The following is a 16,492-nucleotide window of genomic DNA, read 5'->3' on the forward strand; positions in this document are numbered from 1 at the left end:
ACAGGTTTCGTGTGGCTGTTTTATCATATGCAGCTTATAAGTCAGTGGTGTATGTATGCAGGATATTATCAAAAAACTTGCAAATCGTTCATTGAAAATACACAAAATTAATTTTCTGTGAACGCGCATATTGTTTGTAACAATAAACATAGTTTAAATAACGTTAAATTTGTAAGATTTAATATTGACAAATCGGGCTTCTGCGTGTTATATTAATACTATTGAAAAAAGCATATGCAGTGACATATGTGAACGAAGGAGAGATTATTATGAAAAATGTCAAGAGAATTCTTGCATTAACAGTTTCGGCTGCCCTTGCAGTTTCTTGCTTTGCAGGTTGCGGAAACGGTGCAAAAAAGAACAGCGATACTATCGTTATCGGCTGCAGCGGTCCGCTCACAGGTGACGCTGCACAGTACGGCGTTGCTGTTAAGAATGCTATTGAGCTTGCTGTCAAGGACGTAAATGACGCAGGCGGAATAAACGGAACAAAGCTCTCATACGTTTTCGAGGACGATGAGGCTGACTCAGGCGATAAGGCTGTAAATGCTTATAACGCACTGAAAGACAATGGTATGCAGGTAATGGTCGGAACAGTAACAACAGCTTCTTGCCTCGCAGTTATTGAAAAGACAAAGCAGGATAACATCTTCCAGCTCACACCTTCTGCTTCAGCTCAGGACGTTATCAAGAACGATAACTGTTTCCAGGTTTGCTTTACTGACCCTAACCAGGGTAAAGGTTCTGCCGACTATATCGCAGAAAACAAGCTTGCTACAAAGATAGCTGTAATTTACGACAGCTCTGACGCTTATTCATCAGGTATCTTCAACACATTCAAATCCGAGGCTGAGGCTAAGGGTCTTGATATCGTTGCAGAGCAGTCATTCACAAAGGACAGCAAGACTGACTTCTCAGCTCAGATAAGCGCAGCTAAGAATGCAGGTGCAGACCTCGTGTTCCTGCCTATCTACTATCAGCAGGCTTCACTTATCCTTACACAGTGCAAGTCAGCTAACTACAACCCAACATTCTTCGGTTGCGACGGTCTTGACGGACTTCTTTCTATCAAGAACTTTGATACTTCACTTTGCGAGGGCGTAATGCTCCTTACACCATTTGCTGCCGAAGCTCAGGATCAGGCAACTCAGGACTTCGTTAAGAAGTATAAGGACGCTTACAACGGCGAAACACCTAACCAGTTCGCTGCAGACGCTTATGACGGCGTAATGGTACTTGCAGAACTCATGAAGAAGGAAGGCATCACAGCTGATATGTCTGCTTCTGATATCTGCGATAAGCTCAAAAAGGCTATCTCTGATAAGGACTTCTCATATGACGGACTTACAGGTACAGGCATGAAGTGGGGCGAAGACGGTGCCGTATCTAAGGACCCTAAGGCTGTTATCATCAAGAATGGTGCTTATTCTGCACTGACAGCTGATGACATTGCCGCTTCTACTGCTCAGTAATAGCTGAAATGAAGTGCGTACAAAGAGTACGCTTAATATGAAAAAACCGGCAATTGCGAAAAATTGTCGGTTTTTTTGATTTATTTCATTAAAATGTGTTGCAAAAACTACGGGGTTATGTTATAATTTATTGTATATTGTGTTTATGACAAGGACAGATGTAATATATGTGATTACATCTTGTGCTTTGTCTATTCCAAAAGGAAGGAATGTTTGTATATGGGTTTTCTTAATAACCTCATCAACGGAATAAGCCTCGGCAGTATATACGCAGTTATAGCTTTGGGCTATACGCTTGTATACGGTATTGCCAAAATGCTTAACTTCGCACACGGCGATGTTATTATGGTGGGCGGATATGTTATATTCACCTGCATGACCACATGGGGACTAAACTCTTGGCTTTCCATAGTTCTTGCAGTTATTGCCTGCACACTTCTAGGTATAGTCATCGAAAAGGTGGCGTATAAGCCGCTCAGACAAGCTACTTCGCTTGCGGTGCTTATCACTGCCATAGGCGTCAGCTACTTTTTGCAGAACATCGCACTGCTTATATTCGGTGAAAAGCCTGTAAACTTTACATCAGTTGTAAACGTGCCGAGCATCAAGCTTTTTGACGGACAGATAGTTATTTCCGGAGAAACATCAGTTGCAATAATCGTATCTATACTCATTGTAGTTGGTCTTTCATTGTTCATCAACAAAACCAAGAGCGGACGTGCAATGCTTGCAGTATCTGAGGACAGAGGTGCAGCTCAGCTCATGGGCGTAAACATCAACCGCACTATCTCTCTTACATTCGCTATCGGCTCAGGTCTTGCCGCAATTGCAGGCGCACTGCTTTGCTCAGCTTATCCTACGCTTCAGAACACCACAGGCGCAATGCCTGGTATCAAAGCGTTCGTTGCGGCGGTATTTGGCGGTATCGGCTCAATACCGGGCGCTATGATCGGCGGTATCCTTATCGGTGTTATCGAGATACTTGGACGTGCCTATATCTCACCGCAGCTTGCCGACGCTATCGTTTTTGCTGTTCTTATACTTGTGCTTATCATCAAGCCTACAGGTATCCTCGGCAAGAAGATAAGCGAAAAGGTATAAAAGTCAACTTAAAATTTTCGAGCAGACTTGCTTTGCAGTTCTGTTTTATCTGAAAGGATTGGTTTTTTGTGAAAAAAGAAGGGGCTAGCGCAAAAACAAAGTTTTTTAAGCCGCAGACCAGAAAAAGCTTTATCACATACGCAATGGTGATAGTTGCCTTTGTGGTAATGCAGATACTCAGCAGCGGCGGATATATCTCAAGTATGCTCACAGGACTTCTTGTTCCTCTGTGTGTATACTCTATACTTGCAGTATCCCTTAACCTGACAGTTGGTATACTTGGCGAGCTTAGCTTGGGTCAGGCAGGCTTTATGTGCGTTGGCGCATATACAAGTGCGATATTCTCTATCGTTACTTCTGAAACTATTGAAAATGTGTGGATCAGATTTCCTTTGGCTATCCTTATAGGCGGAATAATTGCCGCAGTGTTCGGCATACTTATAGGAATACCTGTTCTCAGACTTAAAGGTGACTATCTCGCTATCGTTACACTTGCGTTCGGTGAGATCATAAAGAACGTTTTCGCAGCACTTTACCTTGGTTATGATTCTAAGGGTGTTCACGTTTCTCTCAAAAGTCTCTCAAACCTTAACCTTGAGCCTGACGGAAAGCTTATACTGAACGGCCCTCAGGGTATCAGCGGCACACCTAACGATTCTACATTCATTATCGGCGCTGTTATGTTGCTTATCACTCTTATCATTGCCTATAACTTTGTATATTCAAGAACGGGAAGAGCAGTAATGGCTATCAGAGATAATGTTATCGCAGCCGAGTCTGTAGGTCTTAACATCACAAAGTATAAGCTTGTTACTTTTGCATTGACTGCATTCCTGGCAGGCTGTGCAGGTGCGCTTTATTCTCATAACTTCTATACGCTCCAGGCTTCTAAGTTCGACTATAACCTGTCTATCCTTATCTTGGTATTCGTTGTTCTGGGCGGTATAGGCAGTATCAGAGGAAGTGTTATCGCAGCTATCGTGCTTGTTCTGCTTCCAGAAATGCTAAGAAGCATAAACAGCTACAGAATGCTTATCTATTCTATCGTCCTTATCGTAATGATGATAATAACCTCAAATGAAAAGACAAAGACCTTTATCAGTGCAAATACTGCTAAGTTCAAGGCTTTGTTCAAGCGTGAAAAAGTAAAGGAGGCTGAGTGATATGGCACTTCTTGAAGTAAAAAACCTCGGCATCTCATTCGGCGGACTCCGCGCAGTTGACGAGTTCAGCATAACAATAGAAAAAGGTCAGCTCTATGGTCTTATTGGGCCGAACGGAGCAGGAAAGACCACTATCTTCAATATGCTCACAGGCGTTTATAAGCCAACAGACGGCACAATCGTTCTTGACGGAAAGAACATCACCGGCAAAAACACTATCGAAATAAACCGTGCAGGCATTGCCCGTACATTCCAGAACATCAGACTTTTTAAGGATATGACGGTGCTTGACAACGTCAAGGTCGCTCTTCATAATCATTATAAATACAGCACCTTTACAGGCGTTTTCAGACTGCCTAGATATTTCAAGCTTGAAAAGGCAATGGACGCAAAGGCGCTGGAGCTTCTGAAGGTTTTCGAGCTTGACGATAAGGCGAGTCTGCTTGCTTCCGGACTTCCGTATGGCGATCAGAGAAAGCTTGAGATCGCAAGAGCCCTCGCAACACAGCCGAAGTTGCTGCTTCTTGACGAGCCTGCTGCCGGCATGAATCCAAACGAAACAGCGGAGCTTATGGATACTATCCGCTTTGTAAGAGATAATTTTGATATGACGGTGCTGCTTATCGAGCATGATATGAGCCTTGTTTCAGGTATCTGCGAAAAGCTGTCTGTGCTGAACTTCGGTCAGCTCCTTTGTGAGGGTAAGACAGCGGAAGTGCTTAAAAATCCTGAAGTTATCACCGCATATCTGGGCGAATAAGGGGGTAAGTAAAATGGCAATGTTGGAAATCAATGATCTACACGTCAATTATGGCATGATAGCCGCTTTGAAAGGTATCTCCTTTGAGGTAAACGAGGGCGAGGTCATTTCCCTTATAGGCGCAAACGGAGCAGGAAAGACCACCACTCTGCACACCCTTACAGGTCTTATCTCTGCAAAATCGGGTTCTATCAAATTCAACGGCGTGGAGCTTACAAAAACTCCTGCACACAAGATCGTGGAAATGGGTATAGCACACGTTCCTGAGGGAAGAAGAATATTCCAAAACCTCACAGTACTTGATAACCTTAAGCTTGGAGCATTTACAAGAAAAGACAAGGAGAATATACCGAAGGATATTCAGGATATATACGAGCGTTTCCCTAGACTTGCAGAAAGAAAAAATCAGATAGCAGGTACTCTTTCAGGCGGTGAGCAGCAGATGCTGGCAATGGGCAGGGCGCTTATGTCAAGACCTAAGATAGTTGTAATGGACGAGCCGTCAATGGGTCTGTCACCGATACTTGTGTCAACCATATTTAAGATAATCGAGGACATAAGAAAGAGCGGCACAACTGTACTGCTTGTTGAGCAGAACGCAAAGAAAGCCCTTGCTATCTCAGACAGAGCTTATGTTCTTGAAACGGGCAAGATAGTTCTGTCAGGCAAGGCGTCTGATCTTATCAATGATGAGTCGGTCAAGAAAGCATATTTAGGTGAATAGGAGTTGAGCTTTATGGCAAGGATCATAACCATTGCAAGGGGAATCGGCAGTGGCGGAAGAACTGTAGGAAAAATGCTGTCAGAGGATATGGGTATAAAATATTATGATAAGGAGCTTATAAAGCTTGCAAGCGACGAAAGCGGTATAAATGAACGCTTTTTCGGGCTTGTTGATGAAAAACTGAAAGGTTCTTTTCTGAGAAAGGGCGGAGTTTACAAGGGTGAGCTTCTTGACCCTGATGATCACGACTTTACTTCTGACAGAAATCTTTTCAATTATCAGGCGAAGATAATAAAGCAGCTTGCAGACAGAGAGCCTGCGGTAATAGTTGGCAGGTGTGCTGACTATATTCTCCGTGACAGAAAAGACGTGCTTAAGGTTTTCATATATTCTGATATGGAAACTGCGGTCAAGAATATCGTCGATCTGTATGGTGTTTCTGTAAAAGAGGCTGTCAAGATAATCGAAAAGACAGACAAGGAGAGAAGCGATTATTATCGTCACTACACAGGCAGGGATTGGACAAATGCGAAAAACTACAATCTGTGTCTTGATACCAGCGACATGAGCTATGACAAGTGCGTTGATATCATTAAGGGATATATAAAGCTTCTTGAAGAGTAAGGCATAAAAATAAAGCCGCATTGCTTTTTTGGCAGTGCGGCTTTTGTGATATATGAAATCAGTTGAATTTTTCTGAAATAGTCCTTGCGGCAAATACTCCTGATGCAGAAGCCTGCGACAGAGAGTGCGTAACGCCTGAGCCGTCGCCAAGGACGTAAAGACCTTTGACAGCAGTTTCAAGGTTCTCGTCAACGTCAACTCTTGAATTGTAGAACTTGACCTCAACGCCGTAAAGAAGCGTGTCGATATTCGCCATACCGGGTGCTATCTTATCCAGAGCGTATATCATTTCGATAATATCGTCAAGCTGTCGCTTTGGGATAACAAGGCTCAGGTCGCCCGGAGTAGCTTTAAGCGTAGGGTTAAGGAACGTCTGACCAAAGCGGTGTTCGTTTGTACGTCTGCCTGCAACAAGGTCGCCGAAACGCTGAACAAGCACTCCACCGCCAAGCATATTAGACAGCCTTGCGATAGACTCACCGTATGCGTTTGAGTCCTTGAAAGGCTCAGAGAATGTGTTGGATACCAGCAGAGCGAAGTTTGTGTTCTCAGTTCTCAGCGCAGGGTCAGCATAGCTGTGTCCGTTTACTGTGATGATGCCGTTTGTATTCTCGGTAACTACCTCACCGTATGGGTTCATGCAGAATGTTCTTACAAGGTCGCCGTATTTCTTTGTGCGGTAAACTATCTTGCTTTCGTATACCTTGCTTGTGATATGCTCAAAAACAGCCGCTGGTATCTCAACACGAACGCCGATATCAACTCTGTTTGAACGTCTTTTGATACCAAAGTTGTCGCATATCTCAGATATCCATTTTGAACCGCTTCTGCCTGCTGCAACAACAGCGTTTGAGCAGTGATACTCGTCCTTGTCTGTGATAACAGTGAAGTCGTTCTCCTTGCCTGTTATACCCTGAACACTTTCATAAAATTTTATGTCTATCTTGTCCTTGACAAAGTCATAGATGTTCTGGAGTATCTGCATATTCCTGTCAGTGCCAAGGTGTCTTACCTGAGCGTCAAGGAGGTGAAGGTCATATTTCAGAGCCATTGCCTTGATGTCGGAAGAAGTTGTGGAGTAAAGCTTAGCGTCCTGACCGCCCATTTCAAGGTTTATTTTGTCGACATACTGCATAAGCTCGATAGCCTTTTCCTTGCCGGTAAATGTGTAAAGGTCACCGCCGAAATTGTTTGTGATGTTATATTTGCCGTCCGACATTCCGCCTGCACCGCCGAAGCCGTGCATAATGGAGCATACCTTGCAGTGAATGCAGGACTTAACTTTTTTGCCATCTATAGGACACTTACGCTTGCTGACAGGTCCGCCCTGATCAATAATGCAAACTTTTATGTTTTTGTCAAGCTTGACAAATTCGTATGCCATGAATACGCCGGCTGCACCTGCACCGACAACAACTACGTCATAATTCTGAGCCATAACTATTTCCTTTCAAATCAAAATCCAATTTATTTTTATCCATAAAACGGGCGGCCGCACCTTTGCAGAAGATAGCCTGAAAGGAGATAACCGCCATATTTTTTTCTATTTTATATCAAATACGATAGTAGCCAATGTGAAGAATATCAGTGTTGAGCAAGTGTCAACGATAGTGGTGATAAGCGGGGCAGCCATGATAGCAGGGTCAAGATGAAGTTTCTTGGCAGCCATTGGGAGCATGCAGGCGATAAGCTTTGAAAGCACAACAGTTGCCATGATAGCCATACTTACCGTGAATGCAAGCTTGTAGCAATCCACAGATGTGTCACCGTGATACACCAGAACTATTCTTATAGCATTGACTATAGCAAGGATAACGCTGCAAAGAAGCGCGACTCTGAACTCTTTCCACATGACCTTGAAAAAGTCTTTCATTCTTATCTCACCAAGCGCCATGCCTCTTATAACAAGGGTCGAGGTCTGAGAGCCGCAGTTTCCGCCTGTGCCACTAAGCATTGACAGGAACGATACCAAAACAGGGACAGCCGCAAAAGCAGACTGATATTTGTTTACGATAGCACCCGTAAGGGTAGCCGACAGCATAAGTATCAAAAGCCATGCTATTCTGTTTTTCGCATGAGTGAAAACAGAGGTCTTGAAATAGGAATCGTCACTTGGCGCAACGGCAGCCATTTTAGAGAAGTCCTCAGTGGTCTCCTCCTCGATAACGTCCATAGCGTCGTCGAATGTAACGATACCGACCATGCGGTTTTCTCTGTCAACAACAGGCAAAGAAAGAAAGTCATATTTTGAGAACATGGAAGCAACATACTCTTTATCCTCAAGAGTATCAACGGAAATAACGTTGTCCTCCATTATATCCTCTATTTTATCGTTATCATCAGCAGTTACGATATCAAGCAGTGAAAGCACTCCCACGAGCTTTCTGTTCTCAGTGACATAAAGTGTATTTACAGTTTCCTTGACCATACCAACGTGTCTTATCCAATCCAGTGCTTCCTTGGCGGTGTAGCTTCTGTGAAGATAAACGTACTCGGTGGTCATAATAGAGCCTGCACTGTCTTTAGGATATTTGAGTATCTGATTTATCTGCTTTCTCGTTTCTGCGTCAGCAGACTTGATTATCCTTGCAACAACATTTGCAGGCATTTCCTCGATAATATCTACCGTATCATCAAGATAAAGGTCGTCAACGATCTCCTGAAGCTCTTTATCCGTAAAGGCATTGATAAGCATCATTTGTGTATCGCTGTCCATATAAGCGAAAACGTCAGCCGCAACGTCCTTGTTCAAAAGACGGAACAGCAACGGAAGCTCGTATTTCTCGACCTCGTGATCGTCATAAAACTGCTGCAAAAGAGCAGCCACGTCGGCTTCGTTCATATCCATAAATATTTCACGGATAGCCTTGTAGTTTCTTTTCTTTAACAGCTCCAATACTGTGTTAAACATAATGTTTCCCCCTAACAGCAGCGGTAATAAGCACAACAGTACAAATAATTGTACTTATACCAACTCTGTACAAATATAAGGATCTACCAAAACACAGATCGTCCTATTCAATTAAAATTGATATTTAGATCACAAAAAGGCTGCCACAAACGGGCGAGCCGCTCTGCAATCGAGGGGCGATCGTATTCTGACTGGCGTCGTCCATTTGTACACACTCCTTAAAAATCATGATTTATGCACGTTTTTACTATTCGCACACATAATATTATTATACGCTTACCTTGTTTTTTTGTCAAGAAATTGTTTAATTTAATTTTATGAACGTGCTGTAAATTTGCGAAGTATAATGAATTGCTTTTGACCTCTTGCCAAACGGGGAGAAATAGGGTATAATTATAATATTGATCGAATAATAAACCGAAAGGAATTGATAAAATGAGCGAAATAAGAGATGAAAGCTTGTGGGAAAGCGGTAAAAGAAAGATAGAATGGGTAAGACAGAATATGTCATTGCTCAGAAGCGTTGAGGAAGATTTCAAGAGAGATCAGCCTTTTAAGGGGCTGAAAGTTGCACTTTCTATCCACCTTGAAGCTAAGACCGCTTATCTTTGCAAAGTCCTTGCAGCAGGCGGTGCTGAAATGTACATCACAGGAAGCAATCCGCTGTCTACTCAGGACGATGTTGCGGCAGGTCTTGTGCATGACGGCTTGAACGTTTTTGCATGGCATGGCGCAACTGACGAGGAGTATCACAGACATATATCCGAGGTAGTTAAGGTAGGTCCAAACATTATTATAGATGACGGCGGCGACCTTGTAAACCTTATCCACAATGAATACCCTGAGCTGATACCGAACGTTATCGGTGGTTGTGAGGAAACTACTACGGGCATTATCCGTCTTATTGCAATGAACAAGGACGGTCAGCTCAAATTCCCTATGATGCTTGTAAACAATGCAAAGTGCAAGTATCTTTTTGATAACAGATACGGCACAGGTCAGTCTGTATGGGACGGAATAAACAGAACAACTAACCTTATCGTTGCAGGCAAGAACGTTGTTGTTGCAGGCTACGGCTGGTGTGGCAAGGGCGTTGCAATGAGAGCAAAGGGCCTTGGTGCAAGCGTTATCGTCTGCGAAGTCGACCCAATAAAGGCTATGGAGGCTGTTATGGACGGCTTCAAGGTAATGAAAATGGTTGACGCCGCTAAGGTGGGCGACTTCTTTGTTACTGTAACAGGCTGTAAGGACGTTATTACTGAGAAAGCTTTCATGAACATGAAAGATGGTGCTATACTCTGTAACGCAGGTCACTTTGATTGCGAGGTAGACGTGGCTGGACTTAAAAAGCTGTCTGTTGAAAGCAAGCTTGCAAGAAACAATATTGACGGTTATAAGCTTCCAAACGGTAATTGGTTGTATGTTATCGGCGAGGGCAGACTTGTAAACCTTGCCGCAGGCGACGGTCACCCTGCCGAGATAATGGATATGTCCTTTGCTATCCAAGCCCTTTCTGCGGCTTATCTTGTTAAAAACAAAGACAAGCTTACAGACAAGATAGTTTATGTTCCTGATGAGATAGACAAGGAAGTTGCAAACAGAAAGCTTAAATTCTGGGAGCTTGAGATAGATAAGCTTACACCTGAGCAGGAGAAATATCTTAACAGCTGGCAGGTATAAAATATCATATTAGTACAATAAAACGGACAGCTTGGGTTGTCCGTTTTTTGTATCTTGAAATTGCCATAAATTTATTTTGTCTTCAAGGTTTTAAATCACTGATTTCTGTACATTTTAATATTAGGGCGATAAAAAACAGGGCGGTGAGAATGTGTCGGCAAAGATGTATAAGATACTTACGCTTTTTTCAGTGGGTGCAATATGCTACGGCTTCATGGAAATACTTAACAGAGGATATTCTCATATCACAATGGGGGTGCTTGGGGGAACTTCAATGCTGGTTATCCATATCATGAATGGCGAGCGCAGGCGAGGAGTGAGCCTGCTGTCTGTGCTTGCAGTGTCGGCAGCATTTATCACTGCCATAGAATTTCTTGCAGGGGAGTATCTCAACCGCTATCTCGGCATGGGCATATGGAGCTATGAGGAAGTGCCGCTGAATTTTGACGGACAGATATGCCTGCCATTTGCTTTTCTGTGGTTTGGGTTATCCTATATTGGTGTGCTTGCGGATAATTTTTTACGCAGACATATTTTCAAGGAATACCCTGTCATTGTTAAACGAGGGAAAGAAAAAATACCTGCGGCGGTTGGATAAGAGTACGATTATTTGTACTGCTCAGTATGTAAAAATATAATTAACTGGCGACCTCAGATCGCCCATACGCAAAAATTGTAAATATAGGGGACGGCAACACGCTTACATTCGCCCGTCATTCACCAACGCATATAAAAACAAACGGACTGTCTATCCAATGATAAACAGTCCATATTTTTGTACATATCAATCTTTTGTGTACCACTTTTTCAGCACTTCTTCGCCAAGCTTGCCGTAAACTGTGAAGTCACGGTTTTTCTTGGCTTTCTCTATTGGCGGCAGGATAGCTTTCCAATCCCACCAGAAGTAACCGCAGAACCAGTCAAGATCCCAAGTTGCTTCCATGGCTGTGTCATAGAAATCTGCCTGTTCCTGCTCGTCAAGTGGCTTGTCGAGCCTGTCATGGAAATCCCAAGGGTACTGCGTGCAGCCCTCCTCGTTTCGCACACCTATCTCAGCGAACATTATAGGCTTGTTGAAATGCTTGTGAGCCTTTTCAAGTGAGCCGACAACTTCGTTCCAGCGACTGAGCATATGTTTCTTGTCCCTGTTCACGCCGTCTGTAACAGGGTAGTAGCCTGAGATGCCAATGATATCCACGTCGCTGAGCCAATCGAAACGCTGTTCGTCGCCGTGATTGATGTTGTGCATAACGATACCGCTGTAGACCTCTCTCACCTGTGCAATAAGCTTTCTGCATCTGTCAGACTGCTTGTCCATTCCTGCCATTTCACAGCCTGTGCAGAGCATTTCACAACCGAGTTTTTCTGCAAGCTTTGCATGGTGAAGCATGAAAGCTGTGTATGATCTGAACCACTTGTCCCAATATTCAGGGTTCTCAGGCGGGAAGTCTATCCTTGCACGCCATGAATGGTCAAGGCAATCCACCATAGGCTTAAGGCAGACTTTAAGTCCCAGTGACTTTGCTTTTTTTATAGCGAAGGCAATGTCTTCGTCAGATTGTGTTCTCTCATAATCACTGAAAACCCTTGTGCTTGCAAAGCTCTCCTGCAATGCGTTTACAGGGATACATATCCAGTTCAAGCCGTTTGAAGCAAGCCTTTCCATTGACTTTTCTGCCGCTTCCGTCTGAAAATCACCTCTCTTGGAGAAAAATCCCCAAGTATATCCTTTGCAGAAAATATCTTTATTCATGTATCAAAAACCTCTCTTTTTCGTAAATGTCCTGATAGAAAAGCCACAGGTAAGTTCAAGCCTGTTCACCTTTTTAAGCTTTTCCACTGCCTCGGCAGATGTTTTGTAGTAATACGGAGTCATTGTAAAAAGATTTAAAATATCCTCCTGGCTTTCAAGCACCACAGGGTATTCAAAAATCATCTCCTCTGACTCGTCAAATTTATTAAGTCCGTATACATTGGGCTTGTTTTCGTAAGGCTTCTCATAAAGCACTTCTTTAAGCTCAAACAGATGCCTTGGGGACGGAGAAACTACCACAAGCTTTCCGCCGTCTTTCAGCACCCTTGCGTATTCGTCATTTGAAACAGGTGCAAATGTACATACGATAAGGTCTGCAAATTTGTCTATAAACGGAAGCTGAAATGACGATGCCACTGCAAATTCGCAATTTGTGATATTCCCGCAATGTATCCTCGTCATGCAGTGGGCAACTGCCGCCTTTGATATGTCAATGCCGTAAAACTTCGCCTTTGGCAGTGCCTTGGCATAGTTCACAGTGTAAAAGCCCTCACCGCAGCCACTGTCGATAATATAAGGCTGTTTCACATTTTCAAGCAGACCGCCCATTACCTCAGCTGTTTTCTTCGCAAGCGGCAGATAATAGTTACGGTCGAGGAAATCCGTTCTCGCATTTACCATTTCCGCATTATCCCCTGCGTTCTTAGGGTTTCTGCCCTTTGTGGTAAGCAGATTTACATATCCTTTTCTCGCAATATCAAAGCTGTGACCATTCTGACAGTGCCATACGTTGTCAAGCTTTCTGAGCCGTTTTTTGCATATCGGACAAACATACATATAAATCACCCTGAACATTATAGCATTTCCCTCTGCTTTTAGCAATGGATATTTTATTAATAAAAAAGTGCTTGACAATCGTCGGCTTATGCTTTATAATATCAATATATGCAAAATGCGGTGACGGAATTATCCGAAACAGTGTCGGTAAAGAGAAAAGGCGGTGGGTGAAAGCCTTTGCGGCAAGTTCGGTGGCTAACCTGAGCGGTGCTGAAAACAGCAACGTATGCTCTGCGTTAAAGGGCTTCGAGTGGTCGGGCGATGAGTTCGGCAATTTGGGTGGTAACACGGAACTGTCGGTTTCGTCCCATGTTTAGGGACGAGCCGTTTTTTTATTTTGCGAATAATTTCATTTGGAAGGATCTGAATTTATGGAATGGACAGGACTTAACGAACTGCGTGAATCTTATCTAAAATTTTTTGAGAGCAAGGGCTGCTTAAGACACAAGAGCTACCCTCTAGTACCTCAGAACGATAACAGCCTGCTGCTTATCGTTGCAGGTATGGCGCCTCTGAAGCCTTACTTCACAGGTCAGGAAACACCTCCTAGAACAAGAATGACAACTTGTCAGAAGTGTATCAGAACTGGCGATATTGAAAACGTTGGTAAGACGGCAAGACATGGCACATATTTTGAAATGCTTGGTAACTTCTCATTCGGTGATTACTTCAAGAAAGAAGCCATTGCATGGGCTTGGGAGTATGTTACACAGGTACTCAAACTGCCAAAGGACAGACTTTATATTTCTGTTTATGAGGACGATGACGAGGCTGAGAAGATATGGCATGAGGACGCCGGCGTTCCAATGGATCATATCGTAAGAATGGGCAAGGAAGACAACTTCTGGGAGGCAGGAACAGACGGCCCTTGCGGTCCATGTTCAGAGATCTATTTCGACAGAGGAGAGAAATATGGCTGTGGCAAGCCTGATTGTAAGGTCGGCTGCGACTGCGACAGATACATGGAGTTCTGGAACCTTGTGTTCACACAGTTTGAAAGACATGAGGACGGCACTTATACTCCGCTCAAGCAGAAAAATATCGACACAGGTATGGGTCTTGAAAGACTTGCTTCTATCATGCAGGACGTTGACTCTATCTTTGACGTTGATACAGTAAAGGCTATCAGAGATCATGTTTGTAAGATAGCAGGCTGTGAGTACGGCAAGGAGTACAAAAAGGACGTTTCTATCAGAGTTATCACAGACCATATCCGTTCTGTAACATTCATGGCATCAGACGGAATTTTGCCGTCAAACGAGGGCAGAGGATACGTTATGAGACGTTTGCTCAGAAGAGCCGTTCGTCACGGAAAGCTTCTCGGTATAAACGGACTTTTCCTCAAAGACCTTGTAAAAACTGTTGTTGACTGCAACAAGTGTGAGTATAACGAGCTTGAAGAAAAGTATGACTATATCGTAAAGGTGCTCACAACTGAGGAGCAGAACTTCAATGCCACTATCGACAGAGGTATGAAGATACTTGACGATCTTATCGCACAGATGCAGAAAGACGGCAAGACGGAGCTTGACGGTGAGAGCTGCTTCAAGCTTTCCGACACATACGGTTTCCCTATCGATCTTACAAGAGAGATCCTTGAAGAAAAGGGCATGACCTGTGATGAGGAGGGCTTTGCTGAGTGCTATGCAAAGCAGAGAGAAACAGCCAAGAACGCTCATGCTGCAACAAAGTATATGGGTGCTGATGAAACTGTTTTCCATAAGATAGACAAGGATTTCCACACTGAGTTTATCGGCTATGACAAGCTCGAGGGCGACAGCGAGATATCATTCATCACAACTGATGATGAGCTTATCGAAAACGCAAAGGCTGGCGATGAAGTATATATCGTATCTTCACAGACGCCATTCTATGCAGAGAGCGGCGGACAGGTGGGCGATATCGGTACTATCGTTACAGAAAGCGGTAAGTGCAGAGTCGTTGACACACAGAAGGTCGTTGCAGGCAAGTTCGCTCATAAGGCAGTTGTTGAAGAGGGCGAGATAGCTGTAGGTCAGAAGGCTCACTTCACTGTTGACAGAAAGACACGTTATGCTGTTATGAGAAACCATAGCTGCGCACATCTGCTTCAGGCTGCACTGAGAAAAGTTCTCGGTGAGCACGTTCATCAGGCAGGTCAGCTCGTTGACGCCCACAGACTTAGATTTGACTTCTCTCACTTCAACGCAATGACAGCAGAGGAGAAGCTCAAGGTCGAAGCACTTGTAAACAAGTATATCCTTGAAGCTCTTGATATAAAAATGGAAGAAATGCCTATCGCAGAAGCTCAGAAGCTTGGCGCTATGGCTCTGTTCGGTGAGAAATACGGCGAAACTGTAAGGGTAGTAACAATGGGTGACTGTGACGAAACAGCTTCTATCGAGTTCTGTGGCGGTACACATCTTGACAATACTTCAAGAATAGGTCTGTTCAAGATAATCTCCGAAAGCTCTGTAGCATCAGGCGTAAGACGTATCGAAGCCGTAACAGGCAGAGGCGTTCTGGAGCTTGTTGAGGAAAGAGCCGCAACTATCCAGCAGGCGGCTGAAAGCCTTAAGCTTGCAAATCCACTGGACATTGTAAAGAGATGCCACACTATCATGCAGGAAGTCAAGGACCTTGAAAAGGAAAGAGACGCTTTGCAGGCAGAGATAACAAATCTCAAAACAAAGTCGCTGTTCGATAACCCATATGAGGTCAACGGCGTTAAGGTAGTTACTGCAATGCTCACCAACACAAGACCTGATATGCTCAGAAAAATGGGCGACGAGCTTAAAGCAAGAGAAGCTGACGCAGTTGCAGTTGTTGCAGGCGTTGACGGTGAAAAGGCAAACCTTGTTGTAGTTTGCGGCAAGAATGCTGTGGCAAAGGGTGCACACGCAGGAAAGATAGCAGGCAAGGTAGCCGCACTCACAGGCGGTAAGGGCGGCGGACGTCCTGACTCTGCTATGGCTGGTATTGGTGACAGATTTAAGATAGACGAGGCACTTGACAAGGTAAACGAAATAGTTGGCGAATTTGTAAAATAATATGGGCAAAGGCTGTGCAAAATGCTGTGCAGCCTACCCCTTTTTGAAAGGCGGAGAGATAAATGGAAGATTGTCTTTTTTGTAAAATTATTTCCGGGGAAATACCTTCAAAGAAAATATACGAGGACGAGCTGACATACGTTTTTGAGGACATTGCTCCTACAGCTCCGATTCATTATCTTGTTATCCCTAAGCAGCATATTTCAAAGCTTGACGAAATAACCCCTGAGAACAGTGCAGTTATCGCACATATCTATGAAGTTATCGCAAAGCTTGCCAAAGACCTCGACCTTAAGGACGGTTTCAGAGTTGTTTCCAACTGCGGCGAGCAGGCAGGACAGAGTGTTTTCCACATTCATTTTCATCTTCTTGCAGGCAGACCACTTGCTTGGCCAGCCGGTTAAAGAAATCAAACGGGCGGGTAAATTTCTTATCCGC

15 protein-coding genes are annotated in these 16,492 nt (G+C 43.9%); 11 read left to right on the top strand and 4 right to left on the bottom strand.

Features of this window, described 5'->3' with window-relative positions; genetic code table 11:
• Positions 1-269 precede the first annotated feature (269 nt).
• The 6 genes from RBI_RS11345 (at position 270) to RBI_RS11370 (ending at position 5,844) form a co-directional block, all read left to right on the top strand.
• Positions 270-1,472 (top strand): ABC transporter substrate-binding protein, encoded by a 1,203-nt coding sequence (locus tag RBI_RS11345; RefSeq protein ID WP_041337264.1) that lies wholly within the window; start codon positions 270-272, stop codon positions 1,470-1,472.
• Between the two features lie 219 nt (positions 1,473-1,691).
• The gene (locus RBI_RS11350; RefSeq protein WP_041337265.1) at positions 1,692-2,573 is read left to right on the top strand and encodes a branched-chain amino acid ABC transporter permease; all 882 of its coding nucleotides are present in this window, start codon (positions 1,692-1,694) and stop codon (positions 2,571-2,573) included.
• A gap of 143 nt (positions 2,574-2,716) precedes the next feature.
• Complete coding sequence (locus RBI_RS11355) at positions 2,717-3,736, top strand: branched-chain amino acid ABC transporter permease (RefSeq protein ID WP_081856082.1); 1,020 nt, start codon at positions 2,717-2,719, stop codon at positions 3,734-3,736.
• A 1-nt stretch (position 3,737) separates the two neighbouring features.
• Positions 3,738-4,496 carry an ABC transporter ATP-binding protein gene (locus tag RBI_RS11360; protein WP_041337266.1) on the top strand — a complete coding sequence of 253 codons (759 nt, stop codon included), beginning with the start codon at positions 3,738-3,740 and terminating at the stop codon, positions 4,494-4,496.
• A 13-nt stretch (positions 4,497-4,509) separates the two neighbouring features.
• The gene (locus RBI_RS11365; RefSeq protein ID WP_022286767.1) at positions 4,510-5,220 is read left to right on the top strand and encodes an ABC transporter ATP-binding protein; all 711 of its coding nucleotides are present in this window, start codon (positions 4,510-4,512) and stop codon (positions 5,218-5,220) included.
• Between the two features lie 12 nt (positions 5,221-5,232).
• Positions 5,233-5,844 (top strand): AAA family ATPase, encoded by a 612-nt coding sequence (locus RBI_RS11370; RefSeq protein ID WP_022286768.1) that lies wholly within the window; start codon positions 5,233-5,235, stop codon positions 5,842-5,844.
• 58 nt (positions 5,845-5,902) lie between these two features.
• Here RBI_RS11370 and RBI_RS11375 read toward each other — a convergent pair whose 3' ends face one another.
• Both RBI_RS11375 and mgtE read right to left on the bottom strand, forming a co-directional pair.
• Positions 5,903-7,282: an NAD(P)/FAD-dependent oxidoreductase gene (locus tag RBI_RS11375; protein WP_022286769.1), complete on the bottom strand. Its 1,380-nt coding sequence runs from the start codon at positions 7,280-7,282 to the stop codon at positions 5,903-5,905.
• A gap of 105 nt (positions 7,283-7,387) precedes the next feature.
• Positions 7,388-8,755, bottom strand: coding sequence for a magnesium transporter (gene mgtE, locus RBI_RS11380; protein ID WP_041337267.1), 1,368 nt, complete (start codon positions 8,753-8,755; stop codon positions 7,388-7,390).
• A gap of 435 nt (positions 8,756-9,190) precedes the next feature.
• Between mgtE and RBI_RS11385 the strand changes: the two genes are divergently transcribed.
• Both RBI_RS11385 and RBI_RS11390 read left to right on the top strand, forming a co-directional pair.
• Complete coding sequence (locus RBI_RS11385) at positions 9,191-10,435, top strand: adenosylhomocysteinase (protein WP_022286771.1); 1,245 nt, start codon at positions 9,191-9,193, stop codon at positions 10,433-10,435.
• Between the two features lie 151 nt (positions 10,436-10,586).
• On the top strand, positions 10,587-11,033 hold the full coding sequence (locus RBI_RS11390) for a putative ABC transporter permease (RefSeq protein WP_242843703.1): 447 nt from the start codon (positions 10,587-10,589) through the stop codon (positions 11,031-11,033).
• Between the two features lie 186 nt (positions 11,034-11,219).
• Here RBI_RS11390 and RBI_RS11395 read toward each other — a convergent pair whose 3' ends face one another.
• A complete protein-coding gene (locus RBI_RS11395) occupies positions 11,220-12,188 on the bottom strand; it encodes a glycoside hydrolase family 113 (protein WP_051706874.1) in 969 nt (322 codons plus the stop codon).
• A 3-nt stretch (positions 12,189-12,191) separates the two neighbouring features.
• Positions 12,192-13,043: a putative RNA methyltransferase gene (locus RBI_RS11400; RefSeq protein ID WP_242843704.1), complete on the bottom strand. Its 852-nt coding sequence runs from the start codon at positions 13,041-13,043 to the stop codon at positions 12,192-12,194.
• A gap of 26 nt (positions 13,044-13,069) precedes the next feature.
• On the opposite strand from RBI_RS11400, the gene RBI_RS14845 reads away from it, so the two are divergent.
• The 3 genes from RBI_RS14845 (at position 13,070) to RBI_RS11410 (ending at position 16,458) form a co-directional block, all read left to right on the top strand.
• Positions 13,070-13,342, top strand: a complete 273-nt coding sequence (locus RBI_RS14845) for a hypothetical protein (RefSeq protein WP_147338633.1) — start codon at positions 13,070-13,072, stop codon at positions 13,340-13,342.
• Between the two features lie 54 nt (positions 13,343-13,396).
• On the top strand, positions 13,397-16,054 hold the full coding sequence (gene alaS, locus RBI_RS11405) for an alanine--tRNA ligase (RefSeq protein ID WP_041337268.1): 2,658 nt from the start codon (positions 13,397-13,399) through the stop codon (positions 16,052-16,054).
• A gap of 62 nt (positions 16,055-16,116) precedes the next feature.
• Positions 16,117-16,458 (top strand): histidine triad nucleotide-binding protein, encoded by a 342-nt coding sequence (locus RBI_RS11410; protein ID WP_022286776.1) that lies wholly within the window; start codon positions 16,117-16,119, stop codon positions 16,456-16,458.
• Positions 16,459-16,492 lie beyond the last annotated feature (34 nt).

The organism is Ruminococcus bicirculans (ex Wegman et al. 2014), from assembly GCF_000723465.1.
Lineage (GTDB): Bacteria > Bacillota > Clostridia > Oscillospirales > Ruminococcaceae > Hominimerdicola > Hominimerdicola aceti.